This is a genomic window from Pseudomonas sp. BGI-2, from assembly GCF_004310295.1.
Classification (GTDB): Bacteria; Pseudomonadota; Gammaproteobacteria; order Pseudomonadales; family Pseudomonadaceae; genus Aquipseudomonas.
Map to the genome: position 1 here is coordinate 1 of NZ_SISB01000059.1, position 17431 is coordinate 17431.

Here is a 17431-nt window from a genome sequence, read left to right on the forward strand (position 1 = left end):
GCAGTGATGCGTAAATACCTGACCGGGTTATGGGCATGCATGCGTTCTGGAGAAGAATTTAATACGGCCAAGCTTTTTAGCGAAAAACATCTCGCGAAAGCTTGACCGTGAACAGAGTATCTACAGGTATTGCGCGCCCCCTGTAGGAGCGAGCGGTGCGGCGATCCGACTTGCCCGCGAAGAGGCCCGTACAAACACCTTTACTCCCCCGCGATAAAACTCACCCGCACCTTCAACCCCGCCTTCTCACCATCGTGCAAGCTGATCTGCGCCAGGTGCGCACGACAAATCTCACCGACGATCGCCAACCCCAGCCCGGACCCGGCCACCTGCTGGTTGCGCCGGTAAAAGCGCTCGAACACCCGATCCCGCTCATCAATGGGAATCCCCGGTCCGTCGTCTTCGACCTCCAGCACCGCCGGCGCCGTGACCCGCAGAATCACATTGCCACCCGGCGGCGTGTGCGCGAGGGCGTTGTCCACCAAATTGCTCAGCAGTTCGTTCAACAGCGTCGGCTCGCCGCGCAGCCACACCGGTTCGTCCGCCTCCAGCGCCAGGGCTACGCCGCGCGCGTGGGCCAATGGCGCCATGGCCATGCCCAGTTCGCGAGCCAACTGACTCAGGTCCAACAACTGCGCACCGCCCTCGGCAATGGCCCGGGCCCCGTTTTCTACCCGCGCCAGCGAAAGCAATTGATTGGCCAGGTGAGTCAGGCGATCCGTGCCTTGTGCAGCGGTTTCCAGAGTGCTGCGCCAGGTTTGCGGCTCGTTTGAACGCAGGCCCAGTTCGAGTCGCGCCTTGAGCGCCGCCAATGGCGTACGCAGTTCATGGGCGGCATCGGCAATGAATTGCGCCTGCCGCTCGAACTGCCCGCGCAGGCGCTCGGTAAAGTGATTGAGCGCGCGCACCAACGGCCACAATTCGTGCTGCACTTCCACCAATGGCAATGGGCGCAAATCATCCGACTGACGCTCTTCCACCGCCGTGCGCAAGCGCTCCAGCGGACGCAACGCCGCGCTGACCGCAAACCACACCATCAGCAACGCACCGACCGCCAGCATGCTCAAACGCAGCAACGTGTCCGCCGCCAGACTGCGGGCCATGGCCACCCGCGCCTCGTCGGTTTCCGCCACGCGGATTTCCGCCATGCCGTTCATGTTCGGCTCGCTCACGGGTTTGAGCAGGCTCACCACGCGTACGTTCTGCCCACGGTATTGGGCGTTATAGAAACGCGCCAGCGCCGGGTAGTCATCGGTACGCGGCGTTCCCGGGGGCGGCGGAGGGAGGTTTTCGTAACCGGAAATCAGCTTCTGATTGATGTCGTTGACCAGGTAAAAAATCCGCCCGGCGCTGTCGTAGGCGAACGTATCGAGGGCCACGTAAGGCACGTCGGCGCTGAGGCTGCCATCGCGCTGAGACACGCCGGCGGCGATGGTCCGCGCCGACGCCAGCAGCGTCCGGTCATAGGCTGTGTCGGCGGCTTCGCGACCATTCCAGTACGCGCTCAAACCGCTGGCCAGCATTAGCACCACCAACAACAGCGCGAGGTTCCACAACAACCGCCAGCGCAGGCTGCTGGGCTTATGCATCGCGGCTTTCCAGCAAATAACCGAGGCCGCGGAAGGTCACGATGGCGACCGGTTGGCCGTCGAGTTTCTTGCGCAGGCGGTGGACGTAGATTTCGATCGCATCCGGGCTGGCTTCTTCGTCCAGGCCAAACACTTGGGAGGCCAGTTGCTCTTTGCTCATCACCCGACCGGGCCGGGCGATCAATGCTTCAAGAACCGCCTGTTCGCGGGAGGTCAGGGTCAGCAATTCCTCACCGAGGGTGAAGCGCCGAGTGTCCAGGTCATAGGCCAGCACGCCGCAGCGCTGCTGGCGCTCACCGCCCAGCACACTACGCCGCAACAAGGCTTTGACCCGTGCTTCAAGCTCGGTCAGTTCGAAAGGTTTGGCCAGGTAATCGTCAGCGCCGAGGTTGAGCCCGTGAACCCGATCCTTGACGTCGCTGCGAGCGGTCAGCATCAGCACCGGCAGGTTTTTGCCCCGGGCCCGCAGGCGCGCCAGCACTTCAAAACCATCCATGCGTGGCAAGCCCACATCGAGGATCGCCACCGCGTATTCCTCGCTGCTCAACGCCAGGTCGGCCGCCACACCGTCGTGCAGCACATCCACGGTCAGCCCGGTGCTCTTGAGCGCCTGGGCGACACTTTCGGCGAGCTGCAGATGGTCTTCGACGAGCAGGACACGCATGGATCTTTACCTCATTCAGGGATGGTCGACGCCATTCTTTGGCGCGGAGTTTACAGCCGCATCCGCCACTGTGAAGCCTGAAAACCGCGAAAGTCTGCTGAAAGGTTAGCGAAAGGTTAGCCCGTTAGAGTCCAGCCACGGACAGTTTCGACTGCCGTCGCTACGCACATAGCGATACGAAAAACGCCTCGAAGCGTTTTCGCCAAATAAGAACAATAAAACGGAGTATTTCACGATGCTGTCTACGCAGACTCAGGCTCGCCCGCCTGTTCGTTTCTCTCGCCTCAGCCACACCGCCCTTGCCAGTGCCGCCGCCTTCGCCGGTTTTTCGCCGTTGAGCCAGGCTGCCTTTTTCGAAGACAGTACGGCAACCCTCGAAACCCGCAACATGTATTTCAACCGTGACTTTCGCGACGGCACCAGCGCCCAGCAATCGAAGCGGGACGAATGGGCTCAGGGGTTCATGCTCAATCTGCAATCGGGTTACACCGACGGCACCGTGGGGTTCGGTGTCGATGCGTTGGGCATGCTCGGCGTCAAACTTGATTCGAGTCCCGACCGCACAGGCACCGGCCTGTTGCCGACCCACGATGACGGTCGGGCGGCGGATGAATATTCCAAGCTGGGCCTGACCGGCAAAGTGAAAATCTCGGCCACGGAACTGAAAATCGGCAGCCTGATTCCGGAGCTGCCGATCCTCAAGCCCAACGACGGGCGTATCCTGCCGCAGACGTTTGAAGGCGGCTTGTTGACCTCCAAAGAGATCAAGAACCTGACCTTCACCGGCGGGCGACTGGAAAAAGCCAAGGACCGCGACAGCACCGATTTCGAGGACATTGCCCTCAACAACAAAAACAGCCGCTTCGCCGGCACCGCGGCCGGTAAACACTTCGACTTTGGCGGCGTGGACTACAAGTTCACCGACAAGATCACCGGCAGTTACCACTTTGCACAACTCGATGAAGTCTATAACCAGCACTTCCTCGGCATGGTGGCATCGGAAAAATTTGGCCCCGGCACCTTCGGCACAGACCTGCGTCTGGCCATCAGCGACGATCAGGGCGCAGCCCGTGGCGGCAAGATCGACAACAAATCCCTCAACGGTCTGGTGAGCTATGCCCTGAGCGGGCATAAATTCAGCGCCGGTTATCAGCACATGTCCGGCGACAGCGCGTTCCCGTACGTTGATGGCAGCGATCCGTACCTCGTCAACTTCGTGCAGATCAACGACTTTGCCGGCGCCGAAGAACGCTCCTGGCAGGCGCGCTACGACTTTGATTTTGCCAGGCTCGGCATTCCCGGCCTCAGTTTCATGAGCCGTTACCTCAGCGGTGACAACATCAAGCTCAAGAACGGCGACGAAGGCAAAGAGTGGGAGCGCAACACCGAGATCAAATATGTTGTACAAAGCGGCGCCCTCAAGGACGTTGCCGTACGCCTGCGTAATGCCACCTACCGTTCCAACTACTCCGCTCGCGATGCCGATGAAGTGCGTCTGCTGGTGAGCTATAGCGTTGCCCTTTGGTAATTCAGTACGTCCATAACAAAAACTCTTAAGGAGACAAAGATGAACTTATCACTGCGTAAAGTTGCTCTAGCCGCCAGCTGCATGCTGTTCGCCGGCCAACTGATGGCCGAGCCAAAACGCCCTGAATGTATCGCCCCGGCCTCGCCAGGCGGCGGTTTCGACCTGACCTGCAAACTGGCGCAAAGCGCGCTGGTGAACGAAAAACTGCTGACCAAACCGATGCGCGTGACCTACATGCCCGGCGGTGTCGGCGCGGTGGCGTACAACGCGGTAGTCGCTCAACGTCCGGCCGACGCCGGCACGTTGGTGGCGTGGTCCAGCGGTTCGCTGCTGAACCTGGCCCAGGGCAAGTTCGGTCGTTTCGATGAAACCAACGTTCGCTGGCTGGCCGCCGTCGGCACCAGCTACGGCGCCATCGCGGTGAAAAGCGACTCACCTTACAAGTCCCTGGACGATCTGGTCCAGGCACTGAAGAAAGACCCGAGCAAAGTGGTGATCGGCTCCGGCGGCACCGTCGGTAGCCAGGACTGGATGCAGACCGCGCTGATCGCCAAGGCCGCCGGGATCAACCCGCGCGACCTGCGTTACGTCGCCCTCGAAGGCGGCGGTGAAATCGCCACTGCCCTGCTCGGCGGCCACATCCAGGTGGGCAGCACCGACATCTCCGACTCCATGCCGCACATCCAGAGCGGGGACATGCGCTTGCTGGCGGTGTTCTCCGAGAAGCGTCTGGACGAACCGGAAATGAAAGATATTCCGACCGCCAAAGAGCAAGGCTACGACATCGTCTGGCCAGTGGTTCGCGGCTTCTACCTCGGGCCAAAAGTCAGCGACGAAGACTACGCCTGGTGGAAAGGCGCCTTCGACAAACTGCTGGCATCCGACGATTTCGCCAAGCTGCGCGATCAACGTGAGCTCTTCCCGTTCGCCATGACCGGCCCGGAGCTGGACACCTACGTGAAGAAGCAGGTTGCGGACTACAAAGTGCTGGCCAAAGAGTTCGGCCTGATCCAGTGATCGCCTCTGTCTAGCGGCCACGGTCCCGTTTCGCGGGGCCGTGGCACAGGAGTTTCCCATGCTCTTACAACGCATTTTTGCTTCGGTGCTGTTGCTGGCCTGTCTCAGCCTGGTGCTGATGGCCTTGCCCTACCAGGCGCCTTTTTCCTACGAACCGATCGGACCACGGGCCTTCCCGCTTTTGATGCTGGGGCTGATGGGTTTGGGGCTGGTTTACATGGTGTACCGCCCCTCGCCGATCAAACACACCGATGAAGATCCGCCGATGGATCGCGAAACCCTGACCAAGATTGGCCTTTGCGTGGTGTTGCTGCTGATCTTCGCCGGCCTGTTCGAACCCTTGGGCTTCATCCTCAGCAGCCTGCTGATTGGCATTCCGATGGCACGCCTGTACGGCGGGCGCTGGTTGCCGAGCGTGGTGATTATCAGCCTGATGAGTGTCGGGCTGTACCTGCTGTTCGACAAAGTGATGGACGTGCCACTGCCTCTGGGCCTGCTCGACGTTCTGGAGAACTGATATGGATACGCTTGGTTATTTGAGTCACGGCTTCGGCGTCGCATTGACCCCTTACAACCTGGTGACCGCGCTCTGCGGCACGCTGATCGGCACCGTCGTCGGCCTGCTGCCGGGGCTTGGGCCGATCAACGGCGTCGCGTTGTTGATCCCGATTGCCTTCGCCCTGGGCCTGCCGCCGGAATCGGCGTTGATCCTGCTGGCGGCGGTCTACCTGGGCTGCGAGTACGGCGGCCGGATCAGTTCGATTCTGCTGAACATTCCGGGCGAAGCCTCCACCGTAATGACCACCCTCGACGGCTACCCAATGGCGCGTCAAGGGATGGCGGGCGTTGCGCTGTCGTTGTCGGCCTGGAGCTCGTTCATCGGCGCCTTCATCGCCACCTGCGGGATGGTGATCTTCGCGCCGATTCTGGCGAAATGGGCGATTGCCTTCGGACCCGCGGAATACTTCGTACTGATGGTGTTCGCGATTGTCTGCCTCGGCGGCATGGCCGGCGATCGACCGCTGAAAACGTTTATTGCGGCGTTGATCGGCCTGTTCCTGTCCACCGTCGGCATCGATGCCAACAGCGGTGTCTATCGCTTCACCGGCGACAACATTCACCTGACCGACGGCATTCAGTTTGTGGTGCTGGTACTGGGCCTGTTCTCCATCAGCGAAATCCTCTTGCTGCTGGAAAAAACCCACCGAGGCCAGGAAGCGTTCAAAGCCACCGGTCGCATGATGTTCAACTTCAAGGAAGCGGCTTCGGTGTTCTGGGTGAACATGCGTTGCGGTGTACTCGGGTTCATCATGGGCGTGCTGCCGGGGGCCGGGGCGACTCTGGCCAGTGCCGTGGCCTACATGACCGAGAAACGTATCGCGGGCCCTAGCGGAAAATTCGGACAAGGCGACAAGCGTGGTCTCGCCGCCCCGGAAACCGCCATCGGTGCCGAAGCCTGCGGTGCGCTGGTGCCGATGCTGACCCTTGGCGTTCCAGGCTCGGGCACCACAGCGGTGATGATCGGCGCACTGTCGCTGTACAACATCACACCGGGCCCGCTGCTGTTTCAACAGCAACCGGACATCGTCTGGGGCCTGATCGCGTCGTTGTTCATCGCCAACATCATGCTGGTGATCCTCAACATCCCGATGATCCGCATCTTCACCCGCATCCTCGCCGTGCCGAACTGGGCGCTGGTGCCGATGATTGCGATCATTACCGCCATCGGTGTTTTCGCGGTGCATGCCACCACCTTCGATCTGTTCCTGATGATTGGCATCGGCATCTTCGGCTACATTCTGCGCAAGCTGGACTTTCCGTTATCGCCCGTTCTACTGGGCTTCATCCTCGGAGGTTTGATGGAACAGAACCTGCGCCGAGCCTTGTCGATCTCCAACGGTTCACTGGAGATTCTCTGGTCGAGCGGGATCACCATGGGTGTCTGGGCGTTGATCGCAGTGATGCTGCTGGTGCCGATCCTGCGAATCTGGCGCAAACGTTCGGTAGCCCGGCGCGCTATCGCCGATGTCTGATCGAACACCCTTCAAAGCCTGGTGGGGAACCCCGCTGGTCGGTCTGTTGGGCGGTTACCTAGCCAGCCAGATTGGCTGGCCACTGCCGTGGATGGTCGGCTCGTTGCTGGCGATCATCCTGGTACGCTGCCTGACACCCTGGCAATTGGCGGAAATCCCTGGCGGCCGCAAGTGCGGCCAGTGGGTCGTCGGTATCGGCATCGGCCTGCACTTCACCCCGGTGGTGATGGAGCAGGTGTTGAGCCACTTCGGTCTGATCTTCTTCGGTGCGTTGATCACCAGCCTGTCCGCCGTGGTCGGGGTCTGGTTGATGCGGCGCTCCGGCGAGGATCGCGCCACCGCGTTCTTTTCCAGCATGCCCGGCGGCTCCGGGGAGATGGTCAACCTCGGCGCACGTAATGGCGCGGTGCTCAGCCGCGTTGCGGCAGGGCAAAGCTTGCGGGTGTTGGTCGTGGTGCTCTGTGTGCCGGCGGCCTTCAAATATTTGTTGGGTTACGGCGCACCGATCTTGCATCCAACCGCCGTCAATGGGTGGTGGCTGGCCCTTCTATTCCCGGCAGGCGCGTTGGCGGCCTGGATCTGGGAACGTCTTCGTCAACCCAACCCGTGGCTGTTCGGGCCGTTGCTGGTGAGTGCGGCGGTGAGCATTGGTTGGGATTTGCACATCGGCTTGCCCAATGGTGGCAGCCAGATCGGCCAATGGCTGATCGGCAGCGGATTGGGCTGTCACTTCAATCGGCAGTTTTTCCGTCGCGCCCCTTCATTCATGGGCAGGACCTTGGTCGGGACGGTGCTGACCATGTTGATCGCCACAGCGGCGGCGCTGGGCTTGAGCGCATTGACCCACCTGGATCTGCGTTCGCTGACGTTGGGCATGATGCCCGGCGGCATTGCTGAAATGAGCCTGACGGCAGAGACCCTGCAATTGTCCGTACCGCTGGTGACGGCGATGCAGGTGATGCGGCTGCTGTTTGTGTTGTTTCTGGCGGAGCCGTTGTTCAGGTATTGGAATCGCGAGCCGGATTCTGTCTGAAAGACCGAGTCGTCCCCTTCGCGGGCAAGCCTCGCGCCTACAGGTCGTGCGAGGATTCTGTAGGAGCGAGCGGGCGGCGATCCGACTTGCCCGCGAAGCTTTTCAAATCGGCGGCAACCGCCATTCAATCGGCGTTTCGCCATTCTGCTCAAGATACTTGTTGGTCCGGCTGAAATGCCCGCACCCCAGAAAACCTCGATAGGCGGACAGCGGTGACGGGTGCACCGAAGTCAGCACCAGGTGCTTGGTGGCGTCGATGAGTTTCTGCTTGCTCTGGGCATGGGCGCCCCACAGCATGAACACCAGATGCGGTTGCTGTTGGCTGACCACTTCAATGATTCGATCGGTGAAAAACTGCCAGCCCTTGTCCTTGTGTGCATTGGCGTTGGCGCGTTCCACGGTCATGGTGGTGTTGATCATCAGTACGCCCTGGTCGGCCCAGCTTTGCAGGCAGCCGTGACTCGGGATGTCGATGTTCAGGTCGCGTTTCAACTCTTTATAGATGTTCACCAATGACGGCGGCGCCGGTACGCCCGGTTGCACCGAGAAGCACAAGCCGTGGGCCTGTCCCGGACCGTGGTAAGGGTCCTGGCCGAGAATGACGACTTTGACCTTATCCAGCGGCGTCGAATTGAGCGCATTGAAAATCATCGGTCCTGGCGGGTAGATTTCCTTGCCTGCCGCGCGCTCTTCTTGCAGGAAGTTGCGCAACTCTGCCATGTAGGGCTGGTCGAATTCGGCACGCAGTGCTTCCTTCCAGCTCGGTTCGAGTTTGATACGGTCGTCAGCAGTCATGGTTACATCCGGCAAAAACAATGGAGCGAACCCTAGGAAAGCCCATCACGCTTGTCAATTGATCTGACGCAGATCCGGCACTTTCCTGCATAGCGATCATACTGAACGCTCAAATTCCCGATCGAGGTCACGATGAATCTGCACTTCGAAGAACTCACCGGCACCGACGGCGCACGCATCGGCATCGCCAGCCTGGATGCCGAAACGTCCCTCAATGCCCTGTCCTTGCCAATGATCAACGCCTTGCGCGATCAACTGGAGGCCTGGGCCAAAGAGCCGCAAATCGTCTGCGTAGTATTGCGCGGCAAGGGCGCCAAGGCCTTTTGCGCCGGCGGTGAAGTCCGCAGCCTGGTGGAAGCCTGTCGCACCCATCCAGGCGAAGTGCCGCCGTTGGCCGCGCACTTCTTTGCGGCGGAATATCGCCTGGACTTCAATTTGCACACGTACCCTAAACCGCTGATCTGCTGGGGGCATGGCTATGTGCTCGGCGGCGGCATGGGGCTGCTGCAAGGGGCGAGCATCCGGATTGTCACGCCAAGCAGCCGACTGGCGATGCCGGAGATCAGTATCGGTTTGTACCCGGACGTCGGGGCCAGTTGGTTCCTGTCACGCCTGCCCGGCAAGCTCGGCTTGTTTCTCGGACTGACCGGCGCGCACATGAACGGTCGTGATGCGATCGACCTGGACCTGGCCGATCGTTTCCTGCTCGATGAACAGCAAGAAGAGCTGATCGAAGGTTTGCTGCAATTGAATTGGCAGGAACAGACGCCGATGCAGCTCAACAGTCTGCTCAAGGCCTTGCAGCAGGAAGCGCTCGCGCAAATGCCCGAAGCCCAGTGGCTGCCACGACGTCAGCAGATCGATGAGCTGCTGGATGTTAGTGACGTGCGCTGCGCCTGGAAGGCCATCAGCCAGCTGCGCGACAACACGGATCTGCTCCTCAGCCGTGCCGCGAAAACCATGAGCGAAGGTTCGCCCCTGACCGCTCATCTGGTGTGGGAGCAGATTACTCGCGCCCGGCACCTGTCATTGGCGCAAGTCTTCCAGATGGAATACACCCTGAGCCTCAACTGCTGCCGTCATCCGGAGTTCAGCGAAGGTGTACGTGCGCGGTTGATCGACAAGGACCAGAAACCTCGCTGGCATTGGCCGGACATCAACAACGTACCGGATGCGGTGGTGCAAGCGCATTTCCAAAAGGCCTGGGAAGGTCGGCATCCTCTGGCTGATCTATCGGTGTATTGAAAATCGGGCACAAAAAAAGCGGCGCTTCATGCGCCGCTTTTTTGTGGAGGGCTTTTGTGGACAGTTAGCGGTGGCTGCCTCGGCCATCGCCGCGACCGTTGTGGTCGCCCCGTCCGCCGTGATTGTTGCGTCCGCCGCGATAGTCCTTGTTCCCACCGCCACGGTTACGACTGTCCCAACCGCCACGGCTATGACCCTCCCAACCGTCACGGCCATGACCATCCCAACCGCGATTCTGATGGGCCCGGTAGTCGGCTCGTGGCGCCGGCTGGTAGTAGCGCGGAGCCGGTTGATAAATCCGCGGCTGGTGGTAATACCGCGGTGTTGGCTGGTAATACCGGGCAGGCGGTGAGTAATACCTGCGCGGCGCCGTGTAATAACCGTCATTGGAGTAATAAGACCTGCCACCGGAGTAATACGGCGCTGGGGACGTATAAACCTCGGAACGGTAGTAAGTGGCTCCTCCATCGGAATAGGGCACGCACGCACCAAGAGACAATCCCAATACAGCTATCAGAAGAATTTGGCAGAGCTTTTTTCGACGGAGCATGGCGGCCTCCTGGACCGCGAGTGAGCCACACCAGCGACGCTGGTAGGCGACAGTCAATTATTCGGTGACTGTCAAAGGATCAGACATCGAATTGGAAATCTGGTGCGCTCTCGCAACAAGTTGAAACAGGTCGCCGATGAAAGGTTTTTCATCAAATTGCGTTCCATTACGGTGCAACTGCGCACCAATGGGTAATGGTGTCCCTGGCCCCGGACGGAATATTCGTAGCTGCCGCTGTGAGGTTTGGGCAGTTGGATGACCAGGCCCTTCATGCTGTCGAGCTCGCCGAGGCTCTGCCCGATCCGCGCGCGCCTTCTGGGGGCCCAGGCGATCCTCGACAGCCTGACCGAGTTGCCGAACCGTCGCGGCTTCGACTTGCAAGACCGGTCTGATGATCGCCGAGAAAAATCGTCAGCATGTCGAGCAACAGCGTTATGCCTACAACGATAAGGCCTTGCAGCTGACCGTGAGCATCGGCGTTACCACCCTGCAGACCGATGACACCTTGCACACGCTGCTCTCGAGGGCTGATCATGCGATGTACCGGGCCAAGCAAGCCGGCCGTAACCGCACCTGCGTGGAAATGCCTCACTCCAGTTATGCATAACCCTAAATGAGCAAGCCTGACCTCTGCCCAGCGTGCGGCGCCTCCAACGACTGTACGCTGGCCGACCCGCGAACCGCCGATCGAGCCTGCTGGTGCTACGGCGTCAGCATCGACCCGGCAGTGCTCGAAGCGCTGCCGGCCGGCCTGCGCGACATCTCCTGTTTGTGCCCCGGCTGCGCTCAGGTCGAGGCGCAGTTGCAAGCATCCGCCCGGCCGATCACGTAAGATGCGCGACCCTTTCCCACCGACCTCTAGCCATGCGCGTTGACCGTTTCCTCAGCAACCTGCCGCGCTTCAACCGTAAGCAGGTACGTCTGTTGCTGGTGGAAAAACGCGTCAGGATCGACGGAACAATCGTCAGTGACCCTCACGCCGAGGTACGCGAGTTCAGCCGTGTCGAGGTCGATGACGAGGTGCTGCAAGTCGGCAAACCGGTGCGTCACTTCATGCTGCACAAGCCAGCCGGCTGCGTCAGCGCCACTCGTGATCCGGAGCACCCGACCGTACTCGACCTGATCCATGAGCCGGACAAGGATGAGCTGCACATCGCCGGTCGGCTAGATTTCAACACCACCGGTCTGATGCTGATCACCAACGATGGCAGCTGGTCGCGTCGCCTGACCCAACCACAGACCAAACTGCCCAAGGTTTATTACGTCGAGACTGAGCAGGACATCGGCCCGGAGTATGCAGTCGCGTTCACCGAGGGGCTGTACTTCGCCTTTGAGGATCTCACCACCCAACCTGCCGAGTTGGTGCTGCTCGGGGCAAAATCGGCGCGGCTGAGCATTGTCGAAGGTCGATATCACCAGGTGAAGCGGATGTTCGGCCATTTCGACAACAAGGTGCTGCGCCTGCACCGCGAAAGCATGGGCCCGCTGGTGCTCGACAATGCGCTGAAACCGGGCGAGTACCGCGCATTACGCACCGAAGAGATCCATTTGATCTAAGCAGCGTACCGCTGAGCAGAAGTTGTCGAACAATTTACGAATGACACTTGCGCGATCACGTGACCCCTGCTTGAATCAGGACGTCGGCCGAAATGTGACCGACGAGTCACAACATACTTCTAAGAAACTTTTTGCCGGTAGAGAACCCTCAGGTTCCGCCTCAGACCGACAGACTGCCCGCCAATAACAATACCCGTCGACCGGACTGCATTGGATCGACATGGGCCTACAAATTCCAGGCGTATGCCTACCTGTCACAAAGCTCGTGCAATCTCATTTGCGCGCATACCCGCTTGCTTGGAGTCTTATGACATGAGGCCAGAAATCGCTGTGCTGGATATACAGGGTCAGTATCGGGTTTACACGGAGTTCTATCGCGCAGACGCCGCAGAGAAGACCATTATCCTGGTCAACGGCTCGATGGCCACGACTGCGTCGTTCGCACAAACCGTGAAAAACCTTCATCCACAGTTCAATGTGGTCTGCTACGACCAGCCCTACGCGGGCAAGTCAAAAGCCCACAACCTGCATGAGAAATTGCTGACCAAGGAAGTCGAAGGGCAGATCCTCCTGGAGCTGATCGACCACTTCGGCGCCGAACACGTGCTGTCGTTTTCCTGGGGTGGCGCCGCGACCCTGGTCGCCCTGGCCCAACAGCCGCGGCGCATCGAAAAGGCCGTGATCAGCTCGTTCTCCCCGGAGATTAACGCGCACATGCTCGACTACCTCGAGCGCGGTGTTGACTACCTCGGCAGCCGTGACGGCGACCGGGTCGGCAACCTGGTGAACAGCACCATCGGCAAACACCTGCCGACGCTGTTCAAGCGCTTCAACTATCGCCACGTCAGCAGCCTGGCCGAGCATGAATACGGGCAGATGCACTTCCACATCAGCGACCTGCTCAACAGCGATCGCCAGTGCTTTCTCAAAGCCGCAGAGAAAATCAACGTGCCGGTGCTGTTCATGAACGGCGAATGGGACGAATACACCGCCGCCGATGGCGCCCGGTTGTTCGCCAACCACGTGCAAAACGCCACCTTCAGCACCTTACAGGCCACCGGCCACTTTCTCGACATGGAGCACAAAGCTGCCTGCCGAGACAGCCGCGACGCACTGCTGGGCTTCCTGAAACCGGCGCAACACGCTAGCCGACCGCGTTACCACTACGTCCAGGACCAACATGCATTGGCCATCTGAAACAGAGTCATCGCGAGCAAGCTTCGCCCTGTAGGAGCAAGGCTTGCCCGCGAATGACCGTCACGCGGTCACTGCATGTGTTTCACCCGGCGATAAAGCCATCGCGCGCAAAGAAAAACTTCATTTCCACGCGCACATCTGGTACAAAGTCAGCCGCTCTGAGCGGGTGTCGTATAATGGCATTACTCCAGCTTCCCAAGCTGATAACGAGGGTTCGATTCCCTTCACCCGCTCCAATCGAATTTCGGTCTCACGTTGTTTTTTGACAGGGGATGCAGGTAAAGAAAAAACCGGCCTTGATGGCCGGTTTTTTTGTGTCTGAATTTTGAGCTACGCGAGCGCAGGGTGGATGGTAAAACCCTGCAATACAGAAAACGACTCACCTGATGCCATCTCCCTAACTATCTCCTCACGTCCTCCTAACTCGTTTCCTGTCACCTTACCATCGGTGCCCTGGAAGGCTCAGTGGTTATAGTGTTGATCATAAAAATTCAGTAGGTATAGTAACCACCTAAGCACACCACAGGGAGGTGATGTGAATAGCCGATTTTTGATAAGCCAAATCGTTGCGGATGGCTGGTACCTAGTGCGAATCAGGGGCAGTCATCATCACTTTAAGCATCCGATCAAACCGGGGCTGGTAACAATTCCTCATCCGAAAAAGGATCTGCTCAAAAAAACGGCCATGAGTATCTTGCAACAGGCGCTGCTCTGACAATCTCATACGCGGCGTCCCAGGAGGACAATGAACATGCTTTATCCAATTGCAATTTCAATGGGCGATAACGAACACGCTTGGGGGGTGGAAGTACCGGATATTCCAGGGTGCTTCTCAGCCGGTGAGGATTTAGATGATGCTATGGCAATGGCTCGCGAAGCCATTGAGGGCCATTTCGAAATTCTGGCAGAGGACGGTTCACCGATTCCGCCTGCCAACAAAGTCACCTTGCATGCTGCCAATCCGCAATATGCGGGCTGCACCTGGGCTGTGGTGGATATTGATGTCACCAAGTATTTGGGTAAAGCCCAGAAGCTGAACATCACATTGCCCGGATACTTGCTCAACCGAATCGATGAGTACGTATTGCATCATCCGGAAGAGAAAAGCCGTTCGGGCTTTCTGGCTTCAGCAGCATTGAAGGTGTTGCAGCAAAGCTGATGACCTTGTTGCAGTGATGTTTCTACCGGCCGTGAGTGGCCGGTTTTTTGTGGGTGGGATTTAGTGAACCGCTGATTTTTCATCCTGAACGATCAGTCAACACCTGCCATTAGCTGTCGAGAACCCATTTACTAGTGGCACGAAAGTGGCCAATTTTCGAAAAGGCAAGGTCCTACACTACGGTGGGAATTGTCCGTAGACTTGCGCATTGCTGTGCATTTGCATCGAGGCCTATAGTCGAGCCGGCGCCAAAATGGCGCTTCGGGTTTGGCGACTCGATCCAATGAACAAAAGCTTCCGAGCAGTTTTCGGATCGCTTGAAGCACTTAGCTGCCTGTTTTTTGGTAGCTGTGCGCGGGAGACCTTCGGGTCTGCCGGGTTGTCCATTGTCCGGTTCGCCAACCTGCGTACAGCTGCCACCCTTTTCGTTTGGCGACGATTGAGTGGTAGACCTCTTAACCCAATGGAGCTCTACTCATGAACGAATACATGGCTTTAACCAGCAACGCCGACGACCTTCCCTCGCTCTACGTAAATACCACCCAACCGCTGCATTCACTGCTCAGCACCGCCAGTTACAGAATTCGGGCCGTGACGCAGCTTCTTGAAAACCTCGCGATGCGAGGTGACATCACGTCTGACTCGGTGATCCTCAGCGACTTTGCGTTGCTCTGTTGCGTGCCCTTGCGCGACGGTTGCGATGTGCTGGACGTCATTGCTCGACGCATGGACGCAGAACCGTCCGGACGTAAAACCGGGCGCCTTTCGGGGTGCCTTTTGCGTGTCATGGCCGGCCAACATTGGTCAGAAAGAGATCGCATGAGCGATGTGTCACTGTGGCGAGGGAGCTTGCTCCCGCTGGGTCGCGAAGCGGCCCCAAAAAGGCCTGCTGCGTAGTTCGACGGGAGCAAGCTCCCTCGCCACAGGTTCGTGTCACGCTGAACTGCCTCGCATTATTCTGGATGACGGTTTGCAACTGAATCGAGCTTACAAATCCCCAACGTACAACTCATTCCCCCTCCTGACTCGACCCGATAACATCTCCCCTATCTTCAACCGCCCTCTCCCTGCGCGGCCATCAACGAACACGCGCCGTCACTTTTCGAGGGAACCCAATCGGCCGCACATCAGGTGCCGCCCGTGAACGATCTCAACAGAGCACCTCGAACATGACTCAAAACATCTACGACGACCCGGAATTTTTTCAGGGCTACAGCCAAATGGCCCGCTCCATCGGCGGCCTCGACGCTGCACCCGAATGGCCCGCGTTAAAAGCAATGCTGCCACCCATGAAAGGCCTGAAGGTCGTAGACCTTGGTTGCGGTTATGGCTGGTTCTGTCGCTGGGCCAGTGAACACGGCGCCGATAGCGTGCTTGGATTGGACGTCTCGGAAAAAATGCTGGAGCAGGCACGCAACACGACGTCGGTAACCAATATCCAATACGCCCGTGCCGACCTGGAACAACTCGACCTGCCCGAAGCCGGTTTCGATCTGGCATACAGCTCCTTGGCGCTGCACTACATCAAGGATCTCCCAGGACTGTTCGCGAAAATCCATGCGGCACTTAAACCTGGTTCACGCTTCGTATTCTCCATCGAACACCCAATCTTCATGGCCCCGCGCAATCCGGGCTGGCTGATTGATAACGAAGGGAACAAGCGCTGGCCAGTGGACAGTTATCAACTGGAAGGCGAGCGCGTAACCCACTGGCTGGCCGAAGGCGTGATCAAGCAGCACCGCACTATGGGCACCTTACTCAATTCGCTGATTGGCGCAGGTTTCAGCATCCAGCAGGTCAACGAATGGGGCCCGACCGATGCAGAGGTGGCGGTACAACCGGCCCTGGCCGAAGAGCGGGAGCGACCGATGATGATGCTGGTCGGCGTTCAGCGCTGAGCACCTGGCCGGGTTTTCGTAATTTTTGCGTATGGACTCCGGGAAGTCAGTAAAGAAGCAGTAGTGCTGCGTTGGGCCTGACCACAGATCCTTTATTGTGCCAGCTCACACATCGCCAAGAGATCAACATGGACAATTCAGAGTTGGGGATCATGATCATTTCGATGATTGGGTTGTTCGGCTTTGCTTCGTTTATTTTTGAGTACTTGAGTGCCAGGCAAAGGGACAGATAACGCTCAGCGTGATCCGTCCCTTTCTGCACTAGCGAGTCGCGACGATGAACAACCGCGGGAAAGGCAGCAGCACCGAACCATCGCTCAGTGCCGGATACGCCTGCTCGATAGCGGCTTGGTACTGCTTGAGGTACTGCGCTTTTTCCGCCTCATCCAGCGGTTCGAGAAACGGCCGCAAGCCGCTGCCCTTGAACCACTCGACCACGCCCGACGCGCCGCCCGCGAGCGGGTGATGGTAGGTGGTGCGCCATACGTCGACCCGCGCACAGTGCGGTCGCAGCATCGAGTAATAATCACTGGCGCTCGCCATTTCCGTGCGTTGCCCAGCAGCGTCCGCCATCTTGCTGGCCCACGGCCCATCGGCAGCGACTTCGCGCATCAAGCGATGTGACGGCTCGTTGAGATTGTCGGGCATCTGAATGGCCAGGCTACCACCCGGGGTCAGTCGAGCGGCCAGTGAAGGCAGTAACGTCGCGTGATCGGGCACCCACTGCAACACCGCGTTGGCGAAAATCACATCGAACGGGCCCGTTTCGCTCCAGGTATCGATGTCAGCGGTGTCGAATTGCAGTTGCGGCAAGCGTTTGCGGGCGGCCTCGATCATATCGGTCGAACTGTCCAGGCCACGCACCGTGGCATCGGTGAAGCGCTCCACCAGCAACTCGGTCGAATTGCCAGGGCCGCAACCGATGTCGATGGCCGAGCGCGCATCCACCCGCGGGATCGCCGCGAGCAAGTCACGGGCCGGGCGGGTGCGTTCATCTTCAAAAGCGACGTATTGTTTGGCGGACCAACTCATTGCGTTCTCCTGTCGGTGCGATGTCGTGGCCAGAGGCGCACAACCGGTTCGCTACGATACCCCGACCGGTGCGCCCTGCCCTATCCGACCTATGGCGAAAGATGTCAGTTGACCCCGAGTTGAAATAACAAACT

Annotated in this window: 17 protein-coding genes, 1 tRNA gene and 2 pseudogenes; 15 read left to right on the plus strand and 5 right to left on the minus strand. The window is 59.0% G+C overall.

The window, feature by feature from the left end; all coding sequences use genetic code 11:
* Positions 1 to 200 precede the first annotated feature (200 nt).
* Entirely contained in the window at positions 201 to 1589 is a 1389-nt protein-coding gene (locus EYC95_RS27870) for a sensor histidine kinase (RefSeq protein WP_131063192.1), read from the minus strand.
* Positions 1582 to 2253, minus strand: a complete 672-nt coding sequence (locus tag EYC95_RS27875; RefSeq protein WP_038358340.1) for a response regulator — start codon at positions 2251 to 2253, stop codon at positions 1582 to 1584. Before EYC95_RS27875 ends, EYC95_RS27870 begins: the two co-directional genes overlap by 8 nt.
* Before the next feature lie 235 nt (positions 2254 to 2488).
* Here EYC95_RS27875 and EYC95_RS27880 point away from each other — a divergent pair, with 235 nt between their 5' ends.
* From EYC95_RS27880 to EYC95_RS27900, 5 genes are read left to right on the plus strand one after another with little or no spacing between them, the layout of a single operon-like run.
* Positions 2489 to 3781 carry an OprD family porin gene (locus EYC95_RS27880; RefSeq protein ID WP_131063193.1) on the plus strand — a complete coding sequence of 431 codons (1293 nt, stop codon included), beginning with the start codon at positions 2489 to 2491 and terminating at the stop codon, positions 3779 to 3781.
* Between the two features lie 39 nt (positions 3782 to 3820).
* A complete protein-coding gene (locus EYC95_RS27885; RefSeq protein WP_131063194.1) occupies positions 3821 to 4798 on the plus strand; it encodes a tripartite tricarboxylate transporter substrate binding protein in 978 nt (325 codons plus the stop codon).
* A 58-nt stretch (positions 4799 to 4856) separates the two neighbouring features.
* Positions 4857 to 5315, plus strand: a complete 459-nt coding sequence (locus EYC95_RS27890) for a tripartite tricarboxylate transporter TctB family protein (protein WP_131063195.1) — start codon at positions 4857 to 4859, stop codon at positions 5313 to 5315.
* Position 5316: 1 nt separating this feature from the next.
* The gene (locus tag EYC95_RS27895; protein WP_131063196.1) at positions 5317 to 6831 is read left to right on the plus strand and encodes a tripartite tricarboxylate transporter permease; all 1515 of its coding nucleotides are present in this window, start codon (positions 5317 to 5319) and stop codon (positions 6829 to 6831) included.
* A complete protein-coding gene (locus EYC95_RS27900) occupies positions 6824 to 7864 on the plus strand; it encodes an AbrB family transcriptional regulator (protein WP_131063197.1) in 1041 nt (346 codons plus the stop codon). The genes EYC95_RS27895 and EYC95_RS27900 overlap by 8 nt, the downstream gene beginning before the upstream one ends.
* A gap of 102 nt (positions 7865 to 7966) precedes the next feature.
* Here EYC95_RS27900 and ung read toward each other — a convergent pair whose 3' ends face one another.
* Positions 7967 to 8659 carry a uracil-DNA glycosylase gene (gene ung / locus EYC95_RS27905; protein ID WP_131063198.1) on the minus strand — a complete coding sequence of 231 codons (693 nt, stop codon included), beginning with the start codon at positions 8657 to 8659 and terminating at the stop codon, positions 7967 to 7969.
* A gap of 132 nt (positions 8660 to 8791) precedes the next feature.
* On the opposite strand from ung, the gene EYC95_RS27910 reads away from it, so the two are divergent.
* The gene (locus EYC95_RS27910) at positions 8792 to 9904 is read left to right on the plus strand and encodes an enoyl-CoA hydratase/isomerase family protein (protein WP_131063199.1); all 1113 of its coding nucleotides are present in this window, start codon (positions 8792 to 8794) and stop codon (positions 9902 to 9904) included.
* A 64-nt stretch (positions 9905 to 9968) separates the two neighbouring features.
* On the opposite strand, the gene EYC95_RS27915 is transcribed toward EYC95_RS27910, so the two are convergent.
* Positions 9969 to 10454: a hypothetical protein gene (locus EYC95_RS27915; RefSeq protein WP_131063200.1), complete on the minus strand. Its 486-nt coding sequence runs from the start codon at positions 10452 to 10454 to the stop codon at positions 9969 to 9971.
* Positions 10455 to 10833: 379 nt separating this feature from the next.
* On the opposite strand from EYC95_RS27915, the pseudogene EYC95_RS27920 reads away from it, so the two are divergent.
* The 9 genes and pseudogenes from EYC95_RS27920 to EYC95_RS27970 form a co-directional block, all read left to right on the plus strand.
* Positions 10834 to 11061: pseudogene (locus EYC95_RS27920) on the plus strand (GGDEF domain-containing protein); the annotation flags it as partial.
* 6 nt (positions 11062 to 11067) lie between these two features.
* Positions 11068 to 11286, plus strand: a complete 219-nt coding sequence (locus EYC95_RS27925; protein ID WP_131063201.1) for a cysteine-rich CWC family protein — start codon at positions 11068 to 11070, stop codon at positions 11284 to 11286.
* A gap of 32 nt (positions 11287 to 11318) precedes the next feature.
* Positions 11319 to 12011: a pseudouridine synthase gene (locus EYC95_RS27930; protein WP_131063202.1), complete on the plus strand. Its 693-nt coding sequence runs from the start codon at positions 11319 to 11321 to the stop codon at positions 12009 to 12011.
* 312 nt (positions 12012 to 12323) lie between these two features.
* Positions 12324 to 13208, plus strand: a complete 885-nt coding sequence (locus tag EYC95_RS27935) for an alpha/beta fold hydrolase (protein WP_131063203.1) — start codon at positions 12324 to 12326, stop codon at positions 13206 to 13208.
* 162 nt (positions 13209 to 13370) lie between these two features.
* Positions 13371 to 13444 (plus strand) — tRNA-Gly (locus tag EYC95_RS27940).
* Positions 13445 to 13743: 299 nt separating this feature from the next.
* Positions 13744 to 13923 (plus strand): type II toxin-antitoxin system HicA family toxin, encoded by a 180-nt coding sequence (locus tag EYC95_RS27945; RefSeq protein ID WP_131063204.1) that lies wholly within the window; start codon positions 13744 to 13746, stop codon positions 13921 to 13923.
* Between the two features lie 36 nt (positions 13924 to 13959).
* Positions 13960 to 14367 carry a type II toxin-antitoxin system HicB family antitoxin gene (locus EYC95_RS27950; RefSeq protein WP_031318476.1) on the plus strand — a complete coding sequence of 136 codons (408 nt, stop codon included), beginning with the start codon at positions 13960 to 13962 and terminating at the stop codon, positions 14365 to 14367.
* A 477-nt stretch (positions 14368 to 14844) separates the two neighbouring features.
* Positions 14845 to 15111 (plus strand): annotated as a pseudogene (locus EYC95_RS27960) (hypothetical protein); the annotation flags it as partial.
* 425 nt (positions 15112 to 15536) lie between these two features.
* Positions 15537 to 16265, plus strand: coding sequence for a bifunctional 2-polyprenyl-6-hydroxyphenol methylase/3-demethylubiquinol 3-O-methyltransferase UbiG (locus tag EYC95_RS27970; RefSeq protein ID WP_131063206.1), 729 nt, complete (start codon positions 15537 to 15539; stop codon positions 16263 to 16265).
* Between the two features lie 261 nt (positions 16266 to 16526).
* Here the strand turns inward: EYC95_RS27970 and tam are convergent, their stop codons facing one another.
* Positions 16527 to 17297 carry a trans-aconitate 2-methyltransferase gene (gene tam, locus EYC95_RS27975; protein ID WP_131063207.1) on the minus strand — a complete coding sequence of 257 codons (771 nt, stop codon included), beginning with the start codon at positions 17295 to 17297 and terminating at the stop codon, positions 16527 to 16529.
* Positions 17298 to 17431 lie beyond the last annotated feature (134 nt).